This is a genomic window from Pseudomonas flexibilis, from assembly GCF_000806415.1.
Taxonomy (GTDB): Bacteria; Pseudomonadota; Gammaproteobacteria; order Pseudomonadales; family Pseudomonadaceae; genus Serpens; species Serpens flexibilis.
Genome location: NZ_JTAK01000005.1, coordinates 315,191 through 337,113, shown reverse-complemented (window position 1 = coordinate 337,113; position 21,923 = coordinate 315,191). Strand labels below are relative to the sequence as shown.

Sequence of the window (21,923 nt, the reverse complement as noted above, 5' to 3'; positions counted from 1 at the left end):
ATTACCGTGGCAAGCGCAGGTACGCCTCGATTTCCTGTCGTACGAAATACACGCGACTTCGGGGATTGCTGCCATTGGTGATCGGCTTTGGGAAGTTTGGATCCCGTCGGCGCAGTTCAAAACATGCGGTGCGACCGATCTTCAGGGCCTTGGCGACCTCGGCCAGCGTCAGGAGCTCAGAGCTCGGCTCGCCAGCGTGAGGCTGAATCAGTACCTGGCTAGTACTGTCAGCGTCTGTATCACAATCGGCGGGGGGCTCGGGGTCCGAAATTGGGCCGGGCGTATCCATGGTGAGCTCCTGAAGCCGCTTACCCAGAACCTCCCATGCGTTTGTCATCTCCGCTCGGTAGTTGTGCCGCTGGTAGATGCGCTTCAACCGGTTCTCTTCGATATGGTTCAAGCAGCGCTCCGCAACTTCCGGCAGTACCCCCAGCGCGGTCATCATGGTCGCCCCGGTTCGGCGCAGGTCATGCGGTGTCCATTTCCCGCCAGGCAGAACCAATGTTTGCTGCCGGACGCTACGGTTGGCCAGAATTTTCCGGCCCGCCGCGAGCTGGCGGTCCCTCAACTGATTGGTGACCGTCCGGGAGTCGACCGGCCCCGTATAGCGACTGTTTGGATAGCACCATTGCGATCTCCCGGTCACATAGCGCAGCCGCTGAAAGCAATCGACGGAAAAATCTGAAAGGTAGATGGTGTGGGCTTTGCCGTTCTTGCTGTTTTCCGCAGGGATAAGCCAGGTTTTCCGGTTGAAATCGACATGCTCCCAGCGTGCGCCCAGCAGCTCCCCGATGCGGCAGCAGGTGGACAGCGGTATCCAGATCGCCAGTTCGGTGGTGACCAGCAACCCGGCCTGGGGCGCCAGCCGATGCAGCAGGACAATTTCCTGTTCACTGAGTGCCCGATCCCGCTCCACATTCTTGCCGCCGATCTTGGCCTTGCGGATGCTGGCGCTGGGATCATGCTCGATGTAGTCACGTTCCACGGCGAAACGGAACATTTGCCGCATCAGGCTAAAGACCAGCTTGGCCATGCGGTGGGAGCCGCGAGCCACCAGTACATCGGTCACCTCGGTCAGACATCCCTTGCGCACATCATCGACGAAGAGGTGGCCCATCACTGGTAACACGTCCTTCTCAAAGACGCGCCTGACCTCGGCGCCATTGTCTTTGCGATGAATGAGGTCAACCCGGGCCCAATGCTCAAACAGATCCCTGACTGACTTGCGTGCGGCAAGCCGTGCCTTTTCGGCGTCCCTGGCCGCCTTGCGGGCAGCCTGCCGCTCCATTTCAAGCTCACGGGCGCGGAGGATGGTCTCTTGCTCGGCCTCCAGGTGCTCACGGATATTGCGGATACCGGACTTGTGCAGGTTGGCCAGTTCCGTTGCGCGCTCACGCGCATCCGCCAGAGACATGGTGCCATCAGAACGCTATAGACCTCTATAGACGTAGTTTTGGGCCAATGGGGTGCAAGGGGTCGAGTGTTCGAATCACTCCGTCCCGACCAAAAAAACTCCAAAAAATCCAGTCACTTAGCGGTGACTGGATTTTTTTATGGGCGATCAGAAAATTTCTGATAGCCAATTTCGGGCCTTCCGGTAGCCAATTGGCAGGCAATTAGCTGCGCGATGCTCCGCAGCGGGATCACAGGCTGCATTCGATAACGGTCGCAGTACTGGCGCAGGTGTCGGCTCGTCGCCCTTGTCCGCCACAACCACTTGCGATGCCGTACCGGTTTGCTGGGGATGGGGACGCCTGGGTCTTGTGCGCTGGGGAAGCCAGATCCGCGATCAGTTTCCAAGGCAGCATCGGGGCGTTCGCAACGCTTGCCCAGGAGTGTCTCCAGCCTTTCCTATCATTGCGTCGACTCACCCGTTCGGACCTTTCTTACAGAGCATTGCTTTGCGGCTCACGGTAGTCTTTCCAGACGATGAGATGCGGGCTGTCGTATGGTGGAGTGAGCCTATGTGAGGCATCCGGCAGTAACCTATGGCATGCCCGTTCGTAATCCGCCCATCAAGGAGATGTTTATGTCCGTTATCGCAATTACTGGAAGCGCTTCAGGCATCGGCGCCGCGCTCAAGGAGCTGCTGGCCCGCGCCGGCCATACTGTGATTGGCATTGACCGCGGCCAGGCTGATATCGAGGCGGATCTGTCTACCCCAGGCGGGCGAGAAACGGCCGTCGCCGCTGTGCTGGACCGTTGTGGTGGAGTGCTCGATGGGCTGGTTTGCTGCGCCGGCGTCGGCGTAACCGCTGCAAACAGTGGCCTGGTCGTTGCGGTCAACTACTTTGGCGTCAGTGCCCTGCTGGACGGTCTGGCCGAGGCGCTATCGCGAGGACAGCAGCCGGCCGCGGTGATCGTCGGTTCCATTGCGGCGACTCAGCCCGGGGCCGCCGAGCTGCCGATGGTTGAGGCGATGCTGGACGGCGATGAGGCCCGTGCGATCGAGCTGGCAGAGCAGCAGGGCCAGACGCATTTGGCTTATGCCGGTTCCAAGTATGCGGTGACCTGCCTGGCTCGACGTAACGTGGTTGACTGGGCCGGCCGCGGCGTACGCTTGAACGTGGTCGCGCCAGGTGCGGTGGAGACGCCACTGCTGCAGGCTTCGAAGGCCGATCCGCGTTATGGGGAGTCGACGCGTCGTTTCGTGGCGCCGCTGGGTCGTGGCAGCGAGCCCCGAGAGGTGGCGGAGGCGATCGCCTTTCTGCTTGGGCCTCAGGCGAGCTTCATCCACGGCAGCGTACTGTTCGTCGACGGCGGGATGGACGCCCTGATGCGCGCCAAGACCTTCTGAGCCTTCACCGCTGCGACGACATTCGAAAGACGCCTGGCTTGCCGGGCGTTGCTGCGCCAGGTGACCGCCTCCTTCAATCCGAGCAGGCCACCAGCGGCGCCCCGGCAGACGGTCTGAGCACGGGCGCCGGCGCGTGATAGGCACCGGAACGGTACAGCGTCAGCAGCAAGCCCATAGGCACCAGCAGGAAAACGCTGATGAACAGGATGGCGTAGCGCAGCGAGTCGTTGCCGAACGCGCCGCCGAGTGCGTCGCTCAGCAGGCCGACCGCAAGCGGGCCGAGACCGATGCCAAGCAGTGTGGAGAAAACCGTCTGCAGGGCGATCGCCGTCGCGCGCTGCCAGGGGCTGACCAACTGGGTCAGCAGATTGAAGGACGCCGCCACCCACCAGATGCTGAAAAAACCGCTGAACGTTGCCCAGAGCATGGCTGTTGGCACCGGCAGGCCTGCGACGGTCAACCATGTCGCCTGCGGCCAGAGTAGATAGAGCACCATGCCAGCCAGCCCGAGCAGATGCCCGAGCAGCGGGATGCGTAGCAGCCAGGCGCGATTCACGCTGCTGAGGCGGTCGGTCAACCAGCCGCTGAATACACCGCCAAAGGCCATGCTGGCACCGCTGACCACGCCGGCGAGGATGCCGGCATGCTGTAGTGATAGCGCATGACTGCGCACGAGAAAGCTGGTGTTCCACATGGCAAATGCGTAGGCGCTGAAGGTGGTCAGCGCACTGGCGCTCATCAGGATCAGGTAGGGCCGGTTGCGCAGCAACGTCATAGCCGCTTGCCGTAAGGTTTCTCCCGGATCCGGCTGATCGGCGACGCCGTCCCAGCGCCCCCGCTGGGGCTCGCGCACCAGGAAACCGAAGACCAGCGACAGGAACAACAGCGGAATGGCGATCAGCACGAATCCGGTGCGCCAGCCATGAACATCCACGAGCCAGGCACCCATGCTCAGGCCGACGATGGCAGACAGGGTGGGCGCACCGGTGAAACAGCTGATCGCCAACGAGCGATTCCGAACCGGGTAGAGATCGGCGATCAGTGAAAGGGATGTTGGAGTAACGGGGGCCTCGGTGGCCGCCACCAGCATCCGCACCAGCGCCAGCATGAGAAAGCCGGTGGCCATGCCGCAGAGGAGGGTGGCCAGCGCCCAGAGCGCCGCGGTGATGGCCAGGACCCGCATCCGCGAATGGCGATCCGCCAGGCGACCGGCCGGCAGGCCGAGCAGGGCATAGACGGCGGCGAACGACAGGCCGGATACCAGCCCCATGGCCGTGTCGCTGACGCCGAATTCCAGTTTGATGGGTTCGATCATCACCGACATGATCTGTCGACCGATGAAGCTGCTGGCATAGGCCACCACCAGCAGCGCCAGCACGCTATGCGTGCGCCAGCCGAGGCGCGCCTCCGCTGTGGTGGCAGTCGTCATGTTTGGCTCCGAGACGCGAGAGGATTTGACTCAGGCGTTAGCCCTGCGTTGCTTGAGCAGCGTCAGCGCGGTGTCCTCGATCATGTCCTCCTGGCCACCCACCATGCCGCGGCGCCCCATCTCCACGAGGATCTCGCGCGCCGAGACGCCGTACTTCTTCTCGGCGCGCTTGGCGAACAGCAGGAACGAGCCATAGACCCCGGCGTAGCCCATGGTCAGCGCGTCGCGGTCGCTGCGGATGGGGAAGTCCATGATCGGCACCACCAGGTCCTCGGCGACGTCCTGAATGCCGAACACGCTGACGCCGGTCTCGATGCCCATGCGGTCACACACCGCCACCAGCACTTCCATTGGCGTGTTGCCGGCACCCGCCCCGAGGCCGGCGCAGGCGGCATCGATACGCGTGGCCCCGGCCTCGATCGCGGCAATGGAATTGGCCACGCCCATCGACAGGTTGTGATGGCCGTGAAAGCCGATCTCGGTCTCCGGATTCAGTGCGGCGCGCAGTGCGGCGACCCGGGCGCGGACATCCTCGGGCAGCAGATAGCCGGCCGAGTCGGTGATGTAGATACAGTTGGCGCCGTAGCTCTCCATCAGCAGGCCCTGGGCGGCGAGACCTTCAGGGCTGTTCATGTGCGCCATCATCAGAAAGCCCACCGTGTCCATGCCCAGGTGACGGGCGTGGTTGATGTGCTGTTCTGAAACATCCGCCTCGGTGCAGTGGGTTGCCACACGGATGGTGGAAACCCCAAGTTCATGGGCCATCTTCAGATGGTCGACCGTGCCGATACCCGGCAGCAGCAGTGCCGATACCCGGGCGTTCTTCATCAGCGGAATGACGGCCGAGAGGTATTCCTCGTCGCTGTGCGCGGGGAAGCCATAGTTGACCGAGCTGCCGCCCAGGCCGTCGCCGTGGGTGACTTCGATCAGTGGCACGCCGGCCGCATCCAGGCCCTGGGCAATGCTTTTCATCTGCTCCAGGCTGATCTGGTGCCGCTTGGGGTGCATGCCGTCGCGCAGGCACATGTCGTGTACGGTAATTTTCTTGCCGCGAAGGTCCATGGCGAGCTCCTTAAACCTCGGTCTGCTTGAGCAGTTCTTCGGCGAACATCTCGGCGGTGCGGGCCGAGGCTGCGGTCATGATGTCGAGGTTGCCGGCGTACTTGGGCAAATAGTCGCCGAGGCCCTCGACCTCCATGAAGATGGATACACGCTTGCCATCGAACACCGGCCCGTTGACCAACTGGTAGCCCGGCACGTACTTCTGCACCTCGGCGATCATGGCGTGGATCGATTCGGTAATGGCCGCTTCGTCTGGCGTGCCTTCGACCAGGCAGTGCACGGTGTCACGCATGATCAGCGGCGGCTCGGCCGGGTTGATGACGATGATCGCCTTGCCCTTCTTCGCCCCGCCCACCTGTTCCACCGCGCCAGCGGTGGTGCGGGTGAACTCGTCGATGTTCTTGCGCGTACCCGGGCCAACCGACTTGGACGCGGCGGTGGCGATGATCTCCGCATATTCCACGGGCTGCACACGCGACACCGCGGCGACCAGCGGAATGGTGGCCTGACCGCCGCAGGTGACCATGTTGACGTTCTTCACACCGGCCCGCAGGTTGTCCTTGAGGTTCACCGGGGGCACGCAATAGGGCCCGATGGCCGCCGGTGTCAGGTCGATCATCAGCACGCCCAGCGCGTTCAGCTTGCGGCTGTTCTCGGCATGCACATAGGCAGAGGTGGCATCGAAGGCGATCCGAATGTCATCGGCCTCGACGTGCGCCAGCAGGCCGTCGACCCCGTCGGCGGTGACCTTCAGACCCATTTCCTCAGCGCGCTTGAGGCCCTCGGAAGTCGGGTCGATGCCCACCATCCAGACCGGCTCGAGCACCTCGCTGCGCATGAGCTTGTACAACAGGTCGGTGCCAATGTTTCCGGGCCCGATCAGGGCGCAGCGGATCTTCTTGCTCATGGTTCGTCTCCTTGACGAATCGGGTTCAGTCGACGAAGTGCAGGCTCACGGCGCCGATGCCGCTGATGGTCATGTGGATGCGGTCGCCGGCGCCCACCGGCACCAGCGGGGCGAGGGCGCCGGAGAGGATCACTTCGCCCTTGCGAAACGGAATGCCCAGCCGACCCAGCGTGTTGGCCAGCCAGGCCACGGCCTCGCAGGGGTGCCCCTGGACCGCGGCGCCCAGGCCGCGCCCGACCGGTTGGCCGTTCTTGAACATCTGCAGCTCGCAGGCGGCCAGGTCCAGCTGGCGCGGGTCGATACGCGTTTCGCCAAGGGCGAACACGCCGCAGGAGGCGTTGTCCGCCACCGTGTCCTGGATGCGGATCTGCCAGTTGTCGATGCGCGAATCGACGATCTCGAAGCAGCAGGCCACCGAGGCGGTGGCGGCCGCCACATCCGAGGCCGTGACGCCCGGCCCGTCGAGGTCCTGGGCGAGAATGAAGGCGATCTCGCCCTCGGCGCGTGGCTGAATCAGGCGGTGCTCGCTCAGGCTCACGGCGCTGCCATTGCCCACCTGCATCGCTTCGGTCAGGAAGCCGAAGTCCGGCTGGTGCACATTCAGCATGTCCTGCACGGCCTTGCTGGTGACGCCGATCTTCTTGCCGATCACCCGCTCGCCGACGGCCTCGCGGCGCTGCAGGAAGCGCAGCGAGATGCGGTAGGCATCGTCCAGGTCGATGGCCGGGTGGCGGGTGGTCAGCGGCGCCAGGGTGCGCCGCTCGCGCAGGGCGAAAAACAGCTCGTCGCCGAGGGCCTCGATCATTTTCGGGTCAAGCATGGCAATCGCTCCTCAACCGGGCCAGACGCTGGATTCGGCGCCGCCGTCGACTTCGATGATCTTTCCCGTTACCCAGCGGGACGCCGGGGTAGCCAGGTAGAGGGCGGCGGCAGCGATGTCTTCCACCTCGCCGAGGCATTTCATCGGTGTGTTTCGCTCCATCGCCGCGCGCATCTGCTCCGGCATCACGCGATTGAGCGCGTCGGTGAGGATCGGGCCGGGCGCGATGGCATTGACCCTCACCGTCGGGGCGAAGTCGTGGGCCAGCAGCCGGGTCAGTTGCGTCAGGGCCGCCTTGGCCGCGCCATAGGCGCTGAACTGTGGCTGTGCATAGCGGGCCGCACCCGAGGTGATGTTGAGGACATTGCCGGCGCCCGCCTGGCGCATGTGCGGGACGCAAAGCTGCGTCAGGGCGTAGGCGGAACCGACGTTGAAACGCAGCACCTGCTCGAACTCCTCGACGCTCATCCTCAGGGGGTCGTTTGGGCCGGCGCCGCCAGCGTTGTTGACCAGGTGGGTGATGCGGCCAAAGGCCTCCAGCGCAGCCGCAACGGTGGCCCGACGCATACCGTCGTCGTTGACGTCGCAGCGCACGGCGATGGCCTCGCCACCGGCGGCGCAAATCTCGGCGGCCACTGCCTCGACGTCGGCCCGGGTACGCGCGGCGCAGACCACGCGAGCACCGGCCTCGGCGTAGGCCAGCGCAATGGCACGGCCGATGCCGCGGCCGGCGCCGGTGACGATGGCGACACTGTCATGCAGGGTGAAGCGGTCGAGCAGACTCATGGCGATTCCTTGTCTCGTGGTACGTACGGTCGGACTCAGGCCTGAGCGCTGACCGGAGGTTGTGCAGGGGCCCAGAGGTCGGGCAGGCCGGGGTCGGTGTCGCGAATCAGGCGTTTGAGCAGCACTTTCAGGATCTGTGAATCGCTCGCACCGAGCTTATCGGTCACGTCCTGCTCAACCGCCTTGGCCAGTGCGATCTGCTCGAGCGACATCTCTCGCCCGGTCGCCGTGAGCAGGAAGCGCAGTACGCCGAACTGCTTCTCGGCCACCACGCAGCCCTGCTTTTCCAGGAACAGCATCATCGAAAGCGTGACCTCACGGCCCGTGTAGCTGACGAACTGGTTGATCTCTTCCAGCGTCAGGTTGTCCCGGATGCACAGAACCGAGAGCACGAAGAAGGCGTACTCGTCGATCTTCTGGCTATGCAGCAGTCGGCGCAGTGCGTCGAGCAACTGGTAATGCGCACGCCCGATCAGGTAACCCAGGAGGTCCTCGGTGTAGCTGCATTCCGGCGGCGGCTCGGAGCCCAGACGCAGCGTCTCGCGCGCCTTGCAGGTGGCCAGCGCGTACTGGCCGCTCTGGAAGGCCAGCGGTGGCAAATCGGTCTTGTCGAACGCCAATACCTCGCCGACGAAGATCAGGTGGTCGCCGCCCTCGTAGGTAAAGGCGGTGCGGCACTGGAAGCGGGCCGTGCAATCCTTGAACAGCGGCGTGTCGTTGATGCCCTGATCGAGCGTGACGCCGGCGAACTTGTCTTCGCCACGCGAGGCGAAGCGGCCCGAGAGCAGTTGCTGGTCAGCCGACAGCACATGCACGTTCCAGTGCTTGTTGCCGGAGAAGGCGGGCAGGCTCAGGGCCGATTTGGCCAGGCTCCAGAGCACCAGCGGCGGGTTCAGCGAGACCGAGTTGAAACTGTTGGCCGTCACGCCCACCGGCTCGCCATCGGCGCCGCGCGTGGTAATGATCGTCACCCCGGTGGTGAAAGTGCTGAGCGCTGCACGGAACGCCTGGGGGTTGAAGCTGGCTGGAGCAGTCATGGTCTGCCTCGCAAATCGGGTCAGTCGTGTGATTGCAGTATTCGCAGCCGCGCTTGCGCGAACATCGTCTTTACGGACTAAGGGAAGTACTGCGGTTCGTGTCGTCCGGATGGACGAGGCTGCCACGCTCGGAGACCACGTAAGGTGGGACGGACAAGAACAACGGGGATGCCCGGAGGCCGTATGAATGCGAACCTGCGATCCATCGACGAGGTAGGCGTGCTGCTGGCCGCCCAACGAAAGGCCTTCGATCATGAAGGCACGGTCGACGCCGCAACCCGCAAGCGCCGGCTGCAGGCAGTGATCGACCTGCTGGTGGCCGAGCAGCAGACGTTGGTCGAGGCGATGGACAGCGACTTCGGTGGGCGCCACCCCGGATACGGGCTGATGAACGACATCCTCGGTGCGCTCGCTTCGCTCAAGCATGCCCGGGACCATGTGGAAGGCTGGATGCAACGGGATCCGCGGCCGGCGTTCCCACCCTACGATCAGCTGGGAGCCGAGGCGTGGGTGCAGTACCAGCCCAAGGGCAGCGTCGGCATCATCGGCACCTGGAACGCTCCGCTGTTCACCCTGTTGAGTCCGCTGGCGGGTGTGCTGGCGGCGGGTAATCGCGCCATCCTGAAACCCTCGGAGGTCACCGGCAATACGGCCGCGGTGCTTGCCGCGGCGATCGGCGAGCGCTTCGATCCGCTGGAACTGGCGGTGGTGACCGGCGGCGTCGAGGTGGGGCAGGGCTTTGCCAGCCAGCCATTCGACCATCTGGTGTTCACCGGCAGCACCGTCGTTGGCCGCGACGTGATGCGCCGCGCCGCGGAAAACCTCGTGCCGGTGACCCTCGAACTGGGCGGCAAGTCGCCGGCGATCGTCGGACGCAGCGCCGACATCGCCGATGCGGCGCGGCGCCTGGCGATCGCCAAGATGACCAACAGCGGGCAGATCTGCGTTTCACCGGACCTCGTCTACATCGCGGTCGAGCACAAGCAGGCGTTCATCGATGCGTTCCGTGCCGCAGTGATCTCGCTCTATCCGAACGCCAACGGCAATCCGGACCTCGTGGCGGTCGTCAACGAGCGGCATCAGCAGCGTATCGATCGCTATCTGGCCGATGCGCTCGAACAAGGCGCCGAAGTGCTGCGCTGCCCTGACGAGGCACCTGTGCCCGAGAGCCGCAAGCGCCCACTGAGCGTGGTGGTCAACCCGCCGCTGCGCAGCCTGGTCATGGAAGAGGAGCTGTTCGGCCCGATCATGGTGCTGCTGACCTACAGCGACCTGCCTTCCGTGCTTGCAGAAATCAACGCCCGGCCTCGTCCGTTGGCGTTGTACTACTTCGGACAGAACCCGGCCGAGCAGGATTACGTGCTCAGCCACACGCTTTCCGGCGGTGTGACGATCAATGACGCCATGATGCACCCGGCGATGCACGATGCGCCGTTCGGCGGCGTCGGCGCCTCCGGCATGGGGCACTATCACGGACGGGAAGGGTTCCGCCAGTTCAGCCATGCGCGCACGGTGTTCAAGGCCCCGGCCTACGACCCGCGTGCCGAATGGGGACTGTTGCCGCCCTATGGCGAGCAGTTCCTGATGGCGATGCGGGCACAGGTCAACCCGGGCTGAGCCGGCCGACGCCTACAGGCACCTACTGACTGCAGGGAACCGCCATGAACGACATGCCTCCGCCTGATGAGGCCTTCTCCAACGATGACCGTGTCGCCTGGCCGCGTCGACGGGTGCTTAAAGCCAGTGCGCTGGCGCTGGGGGCAGCGGTGCTCGGCCGGCTTGCGCACGCCCAAACCACGCACGGCGGGCTGACCGCAGAGGAATATCTCCGGCTCGATGCCTGGTCGATGGCCGATGCGGTGCGGGCAGGGGAATTGACCGGTGCGCAGCTGCTGGCAGCCGCGCTCGACCGCTGCGCGGCGGTCAATCGGCAGGTCAATGCGGTGAACATGATTCACGAGGATTACGCCCGTGCGCTGTTGGCCGAGCGCTCGGCGGCAGGCCAGGCGAGCAGCGGGGCACTCGCGGGTGTGCCGCTGCTGATCAAGGACCTGGGTACGTATCTCAAGGGGACGCCGACCAGCCACGGCAGCCGGCTGTTTCGCGACAGTCCGCCGGCTGCCTTTACCAGTACGCTGATCGCCCGATACCAGGTGGCGGGCGCGGTGCCGTTCGGCAAGACCGCCATCCCCGAATTCGGCCTGACCACGACCACCGAGTCGGCGCTCTGGGGGCAGACGCGCAACCCCTGGAACCTGGAGCGTAGCGCGGGCGGTTCGTCGGGCGGGGCTGCGGCGGCGGTGGCCGCCGGCATCGTTCCGGCGGCACATGCCACCGATGGCGGGGGCTCGATCCGCATTCCGGCCTCCTACTGCGGCCTGGTGGGGCTCAAGCCGAGCCGTTACCGCACGCCGAGCGGCCCGGCGCGGTTCGAGGGATGGTTCGGTGCCAGCGTGGCGAACGTCGTGTCGCGTTCGGTGCGTGACACCGCATTGTTTCTCGATGTAGGGCAGGGCCGCGAGCCGGGCAGTCCGTATTGGGCGCAGCCAGTGGAGCGGCCGTTCGTCGAGGAAGTTGGGCGTGACCCTGGCCGCCTGCGCGTTGCCCTGGTCAAGCGCTCGCTGACCGGCGCCGAGCTGGATCCCGCCGTGGCGCGGGTGCTCGACGAGACTGTCAGGCTGGTGCTCAGCCTTGGCCACGAGATCGACGAGTTGAGCTTGCCGGTCGATCCGCGAGAACTGTTCAGTGCTCATGGAACGGTGGGTGCCGCTGCAACGGCGGCGACCATACGCGATCGGGAGCAGGCCCTTGGGCGCGCCTTGCGCAGGGACGAGCTGGAAGAGGTCACGCATACCGTGTTCGGCAATGGCGAACGGGCCAGCGCGGTCGAGCTGTTTCGCGCACGGCATGCGTTCGAAACCATCAGCACGCGTATGGAGCAGGTGTTTGAGCGCTATGACCTGATCCTGTCACCGGTGACCGCCAACCTGCCGCCGAAACTCGGTGAGCTGCGCCTCTCGCAGCCCTGGGGGGAGTACGCGCGCAAGGCCATGGGCAGCGCGTCCTTCACGGTGCTGGCCAATGTCAGCGGCCAGCCGGCAATCTCCCTGCCGCTGGGCATGAGCACCGAGGGCCTGCCGGTCGGCATGATGTTCACCGCCCGCCTGGGCAACGAGGCGCTGCTGTTGCGCCTGGCCGGGCAGCTGGAACAGACCCGCCCCTGGGCCGATCGCCACCCCCGACTGGCGATCTAGCATCCGCCGCTATCGCTCACCCGAACTCGCCCGGCGCGCTCGCACCGCTTCCAGTGGAGGCGGTCCGGGCCGCTGGGCGCGTTCCGTCGCACCAACTCGCATCCAGCTCGCCAGGCGCTAGCCCTAGTCCACTTTGACGATGAGTCCGGTGATCCGTCCTCTCGATAATCAGGCCAGCCGCGTCTTCCTGTTGCGGTGCCAAAGTGAGGATTCCGAGATGGCAGCCACTCGCCAGAGAACACCAAAAGACATCGATCTGATCGAGCGCGCGCGGCAGATGATCCCCGTGCTGAAGGCGCGCGCCGCACAAGCGGAAAGCCAGCAGAAGGTGCCCGATGAAACCATCGCCGACATGCAGGAAGCTGGTTTTTTTCGCGTGCTGCAACCCAAGCGCTTCGGCGGCTACGAGGCGGACCTACGCACCTTTGCCGAGATTCAGATGGCGCTGGCCGAAGGCTGCATGTCTACCGCCTGGATCTATGGCGTGATCGGTGTGCACCCCTGGCAGCTGGCGCGCTATCCGTTGCAGGCGCAGGAGGATGTCTGGGGTGAGGATCAGTCGACGCTGATGTCGTCCACCTACATGCCCGTCGCCAAGGTGACCGAGGTCGAGGGTGGCTATCGCATCAGTGGACGCTGGGGCTTTTCCAGCGGCAGCGAACATTGCCGCTGGTGCCTGCTCGGCGGGATCATTCCGGCCGACGAGAACGGCGAGGGCGCCGAGCACGGTACCTTCCTGGTACCGAGCAGCGACTATCGGATCGAACGCAACTGGGACGTGCTGGGCCTGCGAGGCACCGGCAGCCACGACATCGTGGTCGAGGATGCCTTCGTGCCTGCCCATCGCGTGCAGCGCACCAACAACTCCAGCCTCGAAGCCACGCCGGGTCGCGAGGTGAACACCAACCCGTTGTACGGCATTCCATTCGCTCAGGTCTTCACACGGGCGGTGTCCACGTCTTGCCTGGGTGCGCTGCAGGGTGCGATCAGCGAGTTTCGCGAGACCGCGGCGCGACACATCGGCAAGCACGGTGCCAAGACGGCCGAAGACCCCCTGGCGCAGGAGACGGTGGCCGATGCGGCGCTGACCCTGGACATGCTGCGGCTGGTGCTCGAGCGCAACTATGAGCAGTTGCAGCAGATCGCTGCCGGCAACGCCTTTCCGGATGTCGAGACCCGCCTGCTGTACCGCTACCAGTCGGCCTATGTGACCAATACCTGCGCCGAGAAGGTCAGCGGCATTCTGCGCTGCATGGCCGCTTCGGGCCTGTACGAGAGCAATCCGGTAGCGCGCATCTTCCGTGACCTGCATCAGGCGCGCGGGCACATCTCGAACAACGTCGCGGCGTTCGCCCGTACCTACGGTGCGGTTCAGCTCGGCCTGCCCAACCCTGATCCCTATGTATGACGGTCACTCCGCCACCGTTGCCGGTGGCGGTTCGTTTGAATCTGGCAAGTGAGTCTGGACCATGCATAACAACAATGAATACGCGGCCACCTGCGATGTTGTAGTGGTCGGTTCGGGGGCGGGGGCGATGACGGCGGCCGTGATCGCCGCCGACTGCGGAATGTCGGTACTCATGATCGAAAAGGCTGCTCAGTACGGTGGTACATCGGCGCTTTCCGGCGGCGGTATCTGGATTCCGGGAAATCACTACTTCAAGGCCATTGGCGGCAAGGACAGCTACGAGCAGGCCATGGCCTACCTCAAGGCCTCGGTGGGTGACCGTGTCGATGAAGCGCGCCTGCATGCTTACCTGACCCATGCGCCAGCGATGATCCAGTACTTGGAAGAGCACACCCACGTGCACTACACGGTGGCCGACAAGTACCCCGATTACTATCCGAACCTGCCGGGCGCGTTGCACGGTGGCCGAACCCTGGATCCCGAGCTGTTCGATACCAGCGTGCTCGGCGACGAGCTGGAGAACCTGCGCGAGGCCTCACCGACCACGCTGCTGATGGGCCGCATCGCTTGGACCGCGCGCCACGCTCACAAGGCCATGGCCAAGACGCCGGGTTGGCGCTTGCTAATCATGTGGCTGATCCTGCGTTACAAGCTGGACTTCGCCTGGCGCCGCAAGACTCGTCGTGACCGTCGCGCGGCGCTGGGCAATGCGCTGGTGGCGAGCCTGCGCGCGTCCATGCTCGACCGCAATATCCCGCTGTGGCTGAAGACTGACTTCCGCGAGTTGATCGAGGAGGACGGCAAGGTCGTGGGCGTGGTCGCCGAGCGCGACGGCCAGCCGCTGCGCATCCGTGCGCTGCGCGGTGTCATCCTTGGCTCCGGCGGTTTCGAACAGAACCAGGCCTTGCGCGATCGCTATCTCCCGCAGCCGAGCACTCAGGCATGGAGCGCGACGCCCAAGGGTTGCAACACCGGCGCGGCTTTGCTGGCCGGGCAGAAGCTCGGTGCGGCGACCGATCTGCTGGACTGGGCCTGGTGGGCGCCGACCCTGCAAGTAACAGGCGAAGCGCAGTCGCGCGCTGTGTTTGCCGAGCGGGCCTTCCCGGGCGCCATTGTGGTCAACGGCCAAGGCCGGCGCTTCGTCAACGAGGCAGCGCCTTATCTCGAATTTGTCGATGCCATGTATCGCGACAACGAAGCCACGGGCGGGAAAAGCGTGCCGGCCTGGGTGATCTTCGATTCGAAATTCCGCTTCGGCTACGCGATGGGGCCGTTGATGCCGGCGCAGATCATGCCCGACAGCCGTCTGCGCAAGGAGTGGCTGGGCAGCGTCTACTGGAAGGCCGACAGCCTGGACGAACTGGCCGCTCAGATCGGTGTGGACGCGAGCGGACTCAAGGACACCGTGGCGCGGGTGAATCGCTTCGCCAGCACCGGGATCGACGAAGACTTCGGCCGTGGTGGCAATGTCTTCGATCGCTATTACGGTGACTCCAACGTCAAGCCCAACCCCTGCCTGGCGCCGCTGGCCAAGGGGCCGTTCTACGCAATGCGGATGAATGCCGGCGATATCGGCACCAAGGGTGGGTTGCTGACCAACGCCCAGGCGCAGGTACTGCGTGAAGACGGCGCGCCAATTCCCGGACTGTATGCCATCGGCAACACCTCGGCGTCGGTCATGGGTATCCGCTATCCCGGTGCGGGCGCCACCCTGGGCCCGGCGATGACCTTCGGTTATATCGCCGCCCGCCATCTGGCCACTAGCTGAGGGTCGACCGATGAGCGAACGTTTGCAGGGCAAGGTTGCCGTGGTGACAGGCGGAGCCAGCGGTATGGGCGCGAGCGCGGTACGCCGGTTCGCCGCCGAGGGCGCTCGGGTGCTGCTGACTGACCTGAATGTCGAGGCCGGTCAGCGTCTGGCGGACGAGCTGGGCGAGGCAGTGACCTTCATCGGGCAGGATGTCAGTGACGCGCAGAGCTGGCAGACCCTGGCTGCCCACATCGAGGCGCAGCATGGCCGTCTCGATGTCCTGGTCAACAACGCCGGCATCCTCAAGGCCGGCTCCGTGGAGGACACCACGCTCGAGGACTGGCAGCGGCTGATGCGAGTCAATGCCGAAAGCGTGTTTCTGGGCTGTCAGACCGCGGTCGCACTGATGAAGCGCGGCGCAGGGGGGGCGATCGTCAACCTCGCGTCCATCACGTCAATGGCCGGCAAGCCCGACTATCTGGCTTACAGCGCCAGCAAGGGCGCCATCGCCGCGCTGACGCGCAGCGTCGCGGCATTCGGCAGGCCGTTTCGCATTCGCTGCAACTCGGTCCATCCCGATGGGGTGCTGACCCCCATGACCCGAGCGGTCTACCCGGCTGGCGTCGATCCGGAACAGCTGACCATCGACGCAAACCCGATGAATCGCGCCTGCCGGGCGGAGGATGTGGCCAACGCCATCGTTTTTCTCGCGTCCGATGAGGCGCGGGCGATCAACGGAATAGAACTGCGCATCGACAGCGGCCAGTTCGTCATGAGTATCTGAGCATGAACGCGCCCGAGTACCTCACTCTCAGGGTGGCCGAGGTGGTTCGCGAGACCGCCGACAGTTGCTCGTTCGTATTCGATGTGCCCCAGGCGCTGGCCGGGCGTTTCAGCTATCGCCCCGGCCAGTTCCTGACCCTGCGAATACCCCATGGTGATGACTGGCTGCCGCGCTGCTATTCGCTATCCAGCTGTCCGCTGGAGGACGAGCCCTTGCGGGTAACGGTCAAGCGGGTGGCCGATGGCCGTGGCTCGAATTGGTTGTGCGATCAGCTGGCGGCCGGTGACAGCGTTCAGGTATTGCCTCCCGCCGGGGTCTTCGTACCGAAGTCGCTGGATGCCGACTTCTTGCTGTTCGCTGGCGGCAGCGGCATCACGCCCGTTCTGTCGATCCTGCGCGCCGCACTGAAGCAGGGCAGCGGCCGCCTCCGCCTGGTCTATGCCAATCGCGACGAGGCTTCGGTGATCTTCCGCGATCAACTGCGCGAGCTGGCCCGGCATCACCCGACGCGGCTGCAGGTCATTCACTGGCTCGACAGCGTACAGGGCAGGCCCTTGCCGGAGCAGCTCGCGGCCTTCGCCGAGGGGTTCACCCAGGCCGAGGCGTTCATCTGTGGGCCGGGGCCTTTCATGGACGGTGCGGTAGCCGCGCTCAAGATCGCCGGGTTGCCAAGCCGGGCGGTACATGTCGAGCGCTTCGTCTCGCTGCCAGGCGAGAGCGAGCAACCGGCCGTAACGGTCGTCGAACATGCCGGCGCCCTGGCTGCGCGGCTGACCGTGGAGCTGGACGGTGAGCGACGCACCATCGACTGTCAGCCGGGCGAGCTGTTGCTGACGGCCATGCGTCGCGAGGGCCTGCAGCCGCCGCATTCCTGCCTGGTCGGCGCCTGCGCCTCCTGCATGTGCACCCTGGTGGAAGGCGAGGTCGAGCTCCTGGCCAATGAAGCGCTGGATGCCGAGGAGCTCAGGGAAGGCTGGAGGCTGGCCTGCCAGGCCATTGCGCTGACCTCGAACGTTCATCTGCGCTTTCCCGATTGACCGAGCAGAGGCCGATATGACCGTGCTGATATCCACATCGAGCGAAACCCGTGATGCCGCCGCCGGTGCTGCCGCACGGACCCTGCCAGAACTGCTGTTTGTCGCTGCCCAAGTACATGCCGGTCGTGTCGCGCTGGAAGAGGGCGAGCGACGCATCGACTACCGAGATCTGCCCGAACAGGCGCTGGCCGTCACCCGAGGCCTGATGGCTGTCGGGATCGAGCCCGGCGACCGGGTGGCTATCTGGGCGCCAAACAGTATCGACTGGGTGCTGCTCGCCCTGGGCCTGCAATGTGCCGGTGCCGTGCTGGTGCCGCTCAATACCCGCATGAAGGGGGCCGAGGCGGCCGATATCCTCGCGCGCAGCGGGGCCCGCCTTCTTTTTGTCGAGGCGCAGTTTCTCGGCGCGGACTACCCGGCCATGCTTGCGCCTCATCGCCCCGGCAGCCTGGAGCAGGTGGTCACGATAGCGACCGGCTCGGTGGTGGCCACCGAAATGACGCTGGCCGACCTGCGGGCCAAGGGCCTGGGCGTCTCACTGGATGCCGCCCGCCAGAGAGCGCTGGCCGTGCGGCCGGAGGATCTGTCTGACCTGCTGTACACCTCCGGCACCACCGGCAAACCCAAGGGTGTGATGAATGCACACGGGCAGAGCCTGCGAGCCTTCTCCGAGTACGCGCGGATCATCGGGCTGCTGCCGGGCGATCGCTACCTGATCGTCAATCCGTTCTTTCATTCGTTCGGCTACAAGGCCGGGTGGCTGACCTGCCTGCTCGCCGGCGCGACCATCCTGCCGCACGCGGTGTTCGACGCCGAGGCGATCTTCGAGCGCGTGTCGGGCGAGCGGATCACCGTGCTGCCCGGTCCGCCGGCGCTGTATCTCTCGATGCTCGCCCATCCGCGCCTGGAAAGCGCCGATCTGGGCAGCCTGCGCATCGCGGTCACCGGCGCCTCGACCATTCCGCCGCAGCTGATCGAGCGCATTCGCCACGAGCTCGGCTGTGCGGTGGTGACGACCGCCTACGGGCTGACCGAGTGTGGCGGCCTGGCCACCATCTGCAACCCCTGCGAGCCGGCGGAAATCATCGCCGGCACCAGCGGTCAGCCGATTCCTGGCACCGAGGTGCGCATCGTCGATCCGCAGAACCGGCCGCTGCCGGCAAACGAGAACGGTGAAATCTGCCTGCGAGGCTTTCATGTGATGCAAGGCTACTTCGATGATCCGGTCGCCACGGCCGAGGCCATCGACGCCGAGGGCTGGCTGCATACCGGTGATATCGGCAGCCTGGATTCGAGCGGCAACCTGCGGATCACCGGACGCTTGAAGGACATGTTCATCGTCGGCGGCTTCAACTGCTATCCGGCCGAGATCGAGGCCGCGTTGGGCGAACACCCGGATGTCGCCCTGGTGGCGGTGCTGGGCATTCCCGATCCGCGAATGGGTGAGGTGTGCTGTGCCTGTGTGGTGCGCAAGGTTGGTGCGACGCTGGATGAGGCTGGTCTGATCGCCTGGTCCCGCGAGCGCATGGCCAACTACAAGGTGCCGCGCAAGGTGGTGTTTTACGAGCAACTGCCGACCAACGCATCGAACAAGATCGACAAGCTGAGGCTGGCCGCCGAATTGCCCTGATAACCGCTGCAGCTTCGTCCGTATGGACCATGTGGCGCGGCTCTCCAGTTTCGATACTGCGTCTGCACCTATTGAAGGGCAACGGTTGGACGTTAAGGAGCAGGCCTTGAATAACAAGAAAAAGGTAATCGGGTACGCCGGCGTTCCGGCCCAGCCAAGACGGCTGCTGCTGGCACTTTTCGGGTTGGCATCCAGCGCGCCTGCATTGGCGCTGCCGACCGTCGAGTTCGACAACGGGCTGGTGCTGCAATCGCAGATCACCGCCAACTACACGCTGTCGGTTCGCACGGCCAGCCCCTCAAGCGAGTACCTGGCGGACATCAACAACGATGACGGCACGCGCAACTTCGACAAGGGCAGCCTGATCAACAATCGGCTGAGCCTGTTTGGCGAGATCATCGCGCGCAAGGACAACTACGGCGCCGTGCTGCGCGGCAGCCACTTTTACGATGATGTCTACAAAAGCAGCAACGACAACGATTCGCCGCTCACGGTGAACAAGACAGGCGACCATCGCGAATTCACCTCGCGGACCCGCAAGGACAGCGGCAGCAAGGCACGGCTGCTGGATGCCTATGTCTTCGGCGATTTCCCTTTGGGCGAACAGCAGTACCTTTCGGTCAAGGCCGGACGGCATCTGCTGGCCTGGGGTGAAAGCCTGTTCTGGCCGAATATCAGCCAGGGTCAGGTGCCGGTGGATTCCACCAAGTTCAACGTGCCGGGCACCGAAGCCAAGGATGCCTACCTGCCCGTGGGCCAGGTGTCGGCTGCCTGGTCGCTCAACCAGCAGTTCACGCTGACAGGCTTCTACCAGTACGAGTGGGAAAAGACCCTGCTCAACCCGGTGGGCGACTACTTCGGTTCGGACTACTTCGGTCCGGGCGCGCAGCTGTATCGGCTTGCCCCCGGGGTGATCAACAGCTTGCCGGACACCTCGTTCACCGCACTGACCTATGCCGGCGAGGAAAAACCGCGGGACTCGGGGCAGTGGGGCGTGGGGCTGCGCTATGCGCCGATCTTCAGCACCGAGTTCGGCCTGTACCACTACCGCTACCACGACCGGGTCGCGGCGATGTTCTTCGATTTCAGCGGGACCACGCACTATTCCTCGGCGCCCGAACTCGACGGGCTGGGCTACGGCCCCGGCGTGCCGAGCTACAAGTTCGGCTACTTCGAGGACATCAAGCTGACCGGTCTGAGCTTCACCACCAAGTACCGTGATGTGCAGATCGGCGGTGATCTGAGCCTGCGCCAGGATGCGCCGGTGTACCTCAGCAACGGCGCGCCCACCACCGGCGATCTGCTGATGACCAACCTGAACTTCCTGTACATGCTCGGCCCGAACCGTTTCGCCCACCAGACGACGCTCTCCGGCGAGCTGCTCAACGAGCGTATCCAGCGCGTCGATACCCTGCGGGTCAGCGGCGGGGGGGCAGGTGTCGATGGCGCATATGACGACTACGAGTACGACGGGCAGACCCGCTCCAGCACCTTGCTGGGGCTCGGCGCCTATTTCGACTACCCCGGACTGTTCAGCGGCTGGGATTTGAACACCCGAGTCGTCTGGATGCAGGCCCTCGATGGCAGCGGCACCCAGGGGTTGGGACGCGACGAGAAGCGCCTCACCCTCGGAGCCGACTTCAAGTACCTCGGCAACTTCCAGGTCGGTGCGACCCTGGTCAACTACCTCTCCTCGCCGAGCATCGAGCACGGCCGGCTGCTGGCCGACCGCGACTACCTCTCGCTCAACGTCAAGTACACGTTCTGATCGGATAAGGGACCTCTTCATGCACGTAGCAAAACAACACCTGCTGCTCGGCCTGGCCTTGCAGTTCGGGGTGGCAGGCGTCGCCCTGGCGGCCGCCACCGAAGCGGACATTTCGCGCCTGGGCCAGGACCTGACCTGCGTCGGCGCCGAGAAGGCCGGCAACGCCGATGGCAGTATTCCCGAGTGGTCCGGCAAATGGCTGGGGGTGCCGCCGCACGTGAGCTTCACCGGTACCGGCGCGCATCCGATTGATCCCTATCCGGACGACAAGCCGCTATTCGTCATCACCGCGCAGAACCTGGCCGAGCACGAAAGCAAGCTGTCCGACGGGCAGAAGGCGCTGTTTGCCAAGTACCCGGACAGCTTCCGCATGCCGGTGTACCCCTCGCGGCGGGATTTCAGGATGCCTGACAGCGTCTGCCAGGCCACCCTGGAGAATGCTCGCAGCGCCAAGCTGGTGAGCGACGGGGAGGGCATCGAGGCCACCACGGGCGGCATTGCGTTTCCCTTCCCGAAGACCGGTCTGGAATTACTCTGGACATCGAGCTTCTACACCTACCGGCCCTGGACCGAGGAGCTGACCTCCGACAATGCCTATGTGCTGGCCGACGGCAAGATCAACTGGGGGCGGGTGAAGTCGCGCAACCTGGCGCCGCATCTGAAACCGGGGCAGGTCGGCCCGCAGTCGGGGCAGTCGTCGTTCTACCTGAACGAAACGCTCAAGCCCGAGCGCGATCGCGGCGAGATCAACACTGGCATGGAGTTCTGGAACCACCAGGTTCAGCCCCGGCAGAGCTGGCGCTACGATCCCGGCACACGGCGTGTCCGCCAGGCACCGGAGTATGGCTTCGACATGCCGTTCCCTGGCACCGGAGGCTCGATCACCGTCGACGAGGTGCGCATCTTCAACGGCTCTCCGCAGCGCTACGACTGGCGCATAGTCGGTAAGAAAGAGATGTACGTGCCGTACAACGCCTACCGGGTGCACTCGCCGGAGGCCAGCTACGACGAGCTGCTGACACCCGGGCATGCCAACCCGGAACACATGCGCTACGAGCTGCACCGCGTGTGGGTGCTCGAAGGCACGCTCAAGCAGAACTACCGGCATCTGTACGGCAAGCGCGTGATGTATGTCGACGAGGACAGCTGGCTGATGCTCATGGGCGACAACTACGACACCCGTGGCGGCCTGTGGCGCACCTCGATGGTGAACTACTTCTACGCCTACGAGGCCGAGACCTGGCAGGCCGGCGCCGGCTTCTACCACGACCTGCTGTCGGGCACCTACCTGGGCTTCAACCTGGTCAACGAGCAACCGCAGGCCTATGTGCTCAACCGCGGCAAGCTGACCGAGCGCAACTTCGGCCCTGAGGCGGCGCGCCGGTCCGGGCTGTAGTACAACCGCCGGCGTTCCATCGGGGGGCGCCGGCTTCTTCCCGTCCAGCGCAGCCGCA

General features: G+C 64.9%; 17 protein-coding genes. 10 read left to right on the top strand and 7 right to left on the bottom strand.

What is annotated here, in order from left to right; all coding sequences use genetic code 11:
• Position 1: 1 nt before the first annotated feature.
• Positions 2 to 1,414, bottom strand: a complete 1,413-nt coding sequence (locus PT85_RS17580) for a site-specific integrase (RefSeq protein ID WP_065365791.1) — start codon at positions 1,412 to 1,414, stop codon at positions 2 to 4.
• Between the two features lie 615 nt (positions 1,415 to 2,029).
• Here PT85_RS17580 and PT85_RS13710 point away from each other — a divergent pair.
• Positions 2,030 to 2,797 carry a 3-alpha-hydroxysteroid 3-dehydrogenase gene (locus PT85_RS13710; RefSeq protein WP_039560249.1) on the top strand — a complete coding sequence of 256 codons (768 nt, stop codon included), beginning with the start codon at positions 2,030 to 2,032 and terminating at the stop codon, positions 2,795 to 2,797.
• A gap of 73 nt (positions 2,798 to 2,870) precedes the next feature.
• Here the strand turns inward: PT85_RS13710 and PT85_RS13705 are convergent, their stop codons facing one another.
• The 6 genes from PT85_RS13705 to PT85_RS13680 are packed head-to-tail and all read right to left on the bottom strand — an operon-like array spanning position 2,871 to position 8,838.
• Positions 2,871 to 4,226 carry an MFS transporter gene (locus PT85_RS13705; RefSeq protein WP_039606954.1) on the bottom strand — a complete coding sequence of 452 codons (1,356 nt, stop codon included), beginning with the start codon at positions 4,224 to 4,226 and terminating at the stop codon, positions 2,871 to 2,873.
• Between the two features lie 30 nt (positions 4,227 to 4,256).
• Entirely contained in the window at positions 4,257 to 5,288 is a 1,032-nt protein-coding gene (gene dmpG / locus PT85_RS13700) for a 4-hydroxy-2-oxovalerate aldolase (RefSeq protein WP_039606953.1), read from the bottom strand.
• 10 nt (positions 5,289 to 5,298) lie between these two features.
• Positions 5,299 to 6,195 carry an acetaldehyde dehydrogenase (acetylating) gene (locus PT85_RS13695; protein ID WP_039606952.1) on the bottom strand — a complete coding sequence of 299 codons (897 nt, stop codon included), beginning with the start codon at positions 6,193 to 6,195 and terminating at the stop codon, positions 5,299 to 5,301.
• 25 nt (positions 6,196 to 6,220) lie between these two features.
• On the bottom strand, positions 6,221 to 7,015 hold the full coding sequence (locus PT85_RS13690) for a fumarylacetoacetate hydrolase family protein (protein WP_039606951.1): 795 nt from the start codon (positions 7,013 to 7,015) through the stop codon (positions 6,221 to 6,223).
• A 12-nt stretch (positions 7,016 to 7,027) separates the two neighbouring features.
• Positions 7,028 to 7,801: a glucose 1-dehydrogenase gene (locus PT85_RS13685; RefSeq protein WP_039606950.1), complete on the bottom strand. Its 774-nt coding sequence runs from the start codon at positions 7,799 to 7,801 to the stop codon at positions 7,028 to 7,030.
• A gap of 35 nt (positions 7,802 to 7,836) precedes the next feature.
• Positions 7,837 to 8,838 carry a flavin reductase family protein gene (locus tag PT85_RS13680; RefSeq protein WP_039606949.1) on the bottom strand — a complete coding sequence of 334 codons (1,002 nt, stop codon included), beginning with the start codon at positions 8,836 to 8,838 and terminating at the stop codon, positions 7,837 to 7,839.
• Between the two features lie 183 nt (positions 8,839 to 9,021).
• Between PT85_RS13680 and PT85_RS13675 the strand changes: the two genes are divergently transcribed.
• The 9 genes from PT85_RS13675 (at position 9,022) to PT85_RS13635 (ending at position 21,865) form a co-directional block, all read left to right on the top strand.
• Positions 9,022 to 10,455: a coniferyl aldehyde dehydrogenase gene (locus PT85_RS13675; protein ID WP_039606948.1), complete on the top strand. Its 1,434-nt coding sequence runs from the start codon at positions 9,022 to 9,024 to the stop codon at positions 10,453 to 10,455.
• Positions 10,456 to 10,499: 44 nt separating this feature from the next.
• Positions 10,500 to 12,092, top strand: coding sequence for an amidase (locus PT85_RS13670; protein WP_407681096.1), 1,593 nt, complete (start codon positions 10,500 to 10,502; stop codon positions 12,090 to 12,092).
• 217 nt (positions 12,093 to 12,309) lie between these two features.
• Positions 12,310 to 13,500, top strand: coding sequence for an acyl-CoA dehydrogenase family protein (locus PT85_RS13665; protein ID WP_039606947.1), 1,191 nt, complete (start codon positions 12,310 to 12,312; stop codon positions 13,498 to 13,500).
• A gap of 61 nt (positions 13,501 to 13,561) precedes the next feature.
• Positions 13,562 to 15,268, top strand: coding sequence for an FAD-binding protein (locus PT85_RS13660; RefSeq protein WP_039606946.1), 1,707 nt, complete (start codon positions 13,562 to 13,564; stop codon positions 15,266 to 15,268).
• Positions 15,269 to 15,278: 10 nt separating this feature from the next.
• Complete coding sequence (locus PT85_RS13655; protein WP_039606945.1) at positions 15,279 to 16,034, top strand: glucose 1-dehydrogenase; 756 nt, start codon at positions 15,279 to 15,281, stop codon at positions 16,032 to 16,034.
• Positions 16,035 to 16,036: 2 nt separating this feature from the next.
• Complete coding sequence (locus PT85_RS13650; RefSeq protein ID WP_039606944.1) at positions 16,037 to 17,071, top strand: ferredoxin--NADP reductase; 1,035 nt, start codon at positions 16,037 to 16,039, stop codon at positions 17,069 to 17,071.
• A gap of 16 nt (positions 17,072 to 17,087) precedes the next feature.
• Entirely contained in the window at positions 17,088 to 18,701 is a 1,614-nt protein-coding gene (locus PT85_RS13645; protein ID WP_082013070.1) for a FadD3 family acyl-CoA ligase, read from the top strand.
• A 106-nt stretch (positions 18,702 to 18,807) separates the two neighbouring features.
• Positions 18,808 to 20,469, top strand: coding sequence for a DUF1302 domain-containing protein (locus tag PT85_RS13640; protein ID WP_175444359.1), 1,662 nt, complete (start codon positions 18,808 to 18,810; stop codon positions 20,467 to 20,469).
• A gap of 19 nt (positions 20,470 to 20,488) precedes the next feature.
• Positions 20,489 to 21,865, top strand: coding sequence for a DUF1329 domain-containing protein (locus tag PT85_RS13635; protein ID WP_039606943.1), 1,377 nt, complete (start codon positions 20,489 to 20,491; stop codon positions 21,863 to 21,865).
• Positions 21,866 to 21,923 lie beyond the last annotated feature (58 nt).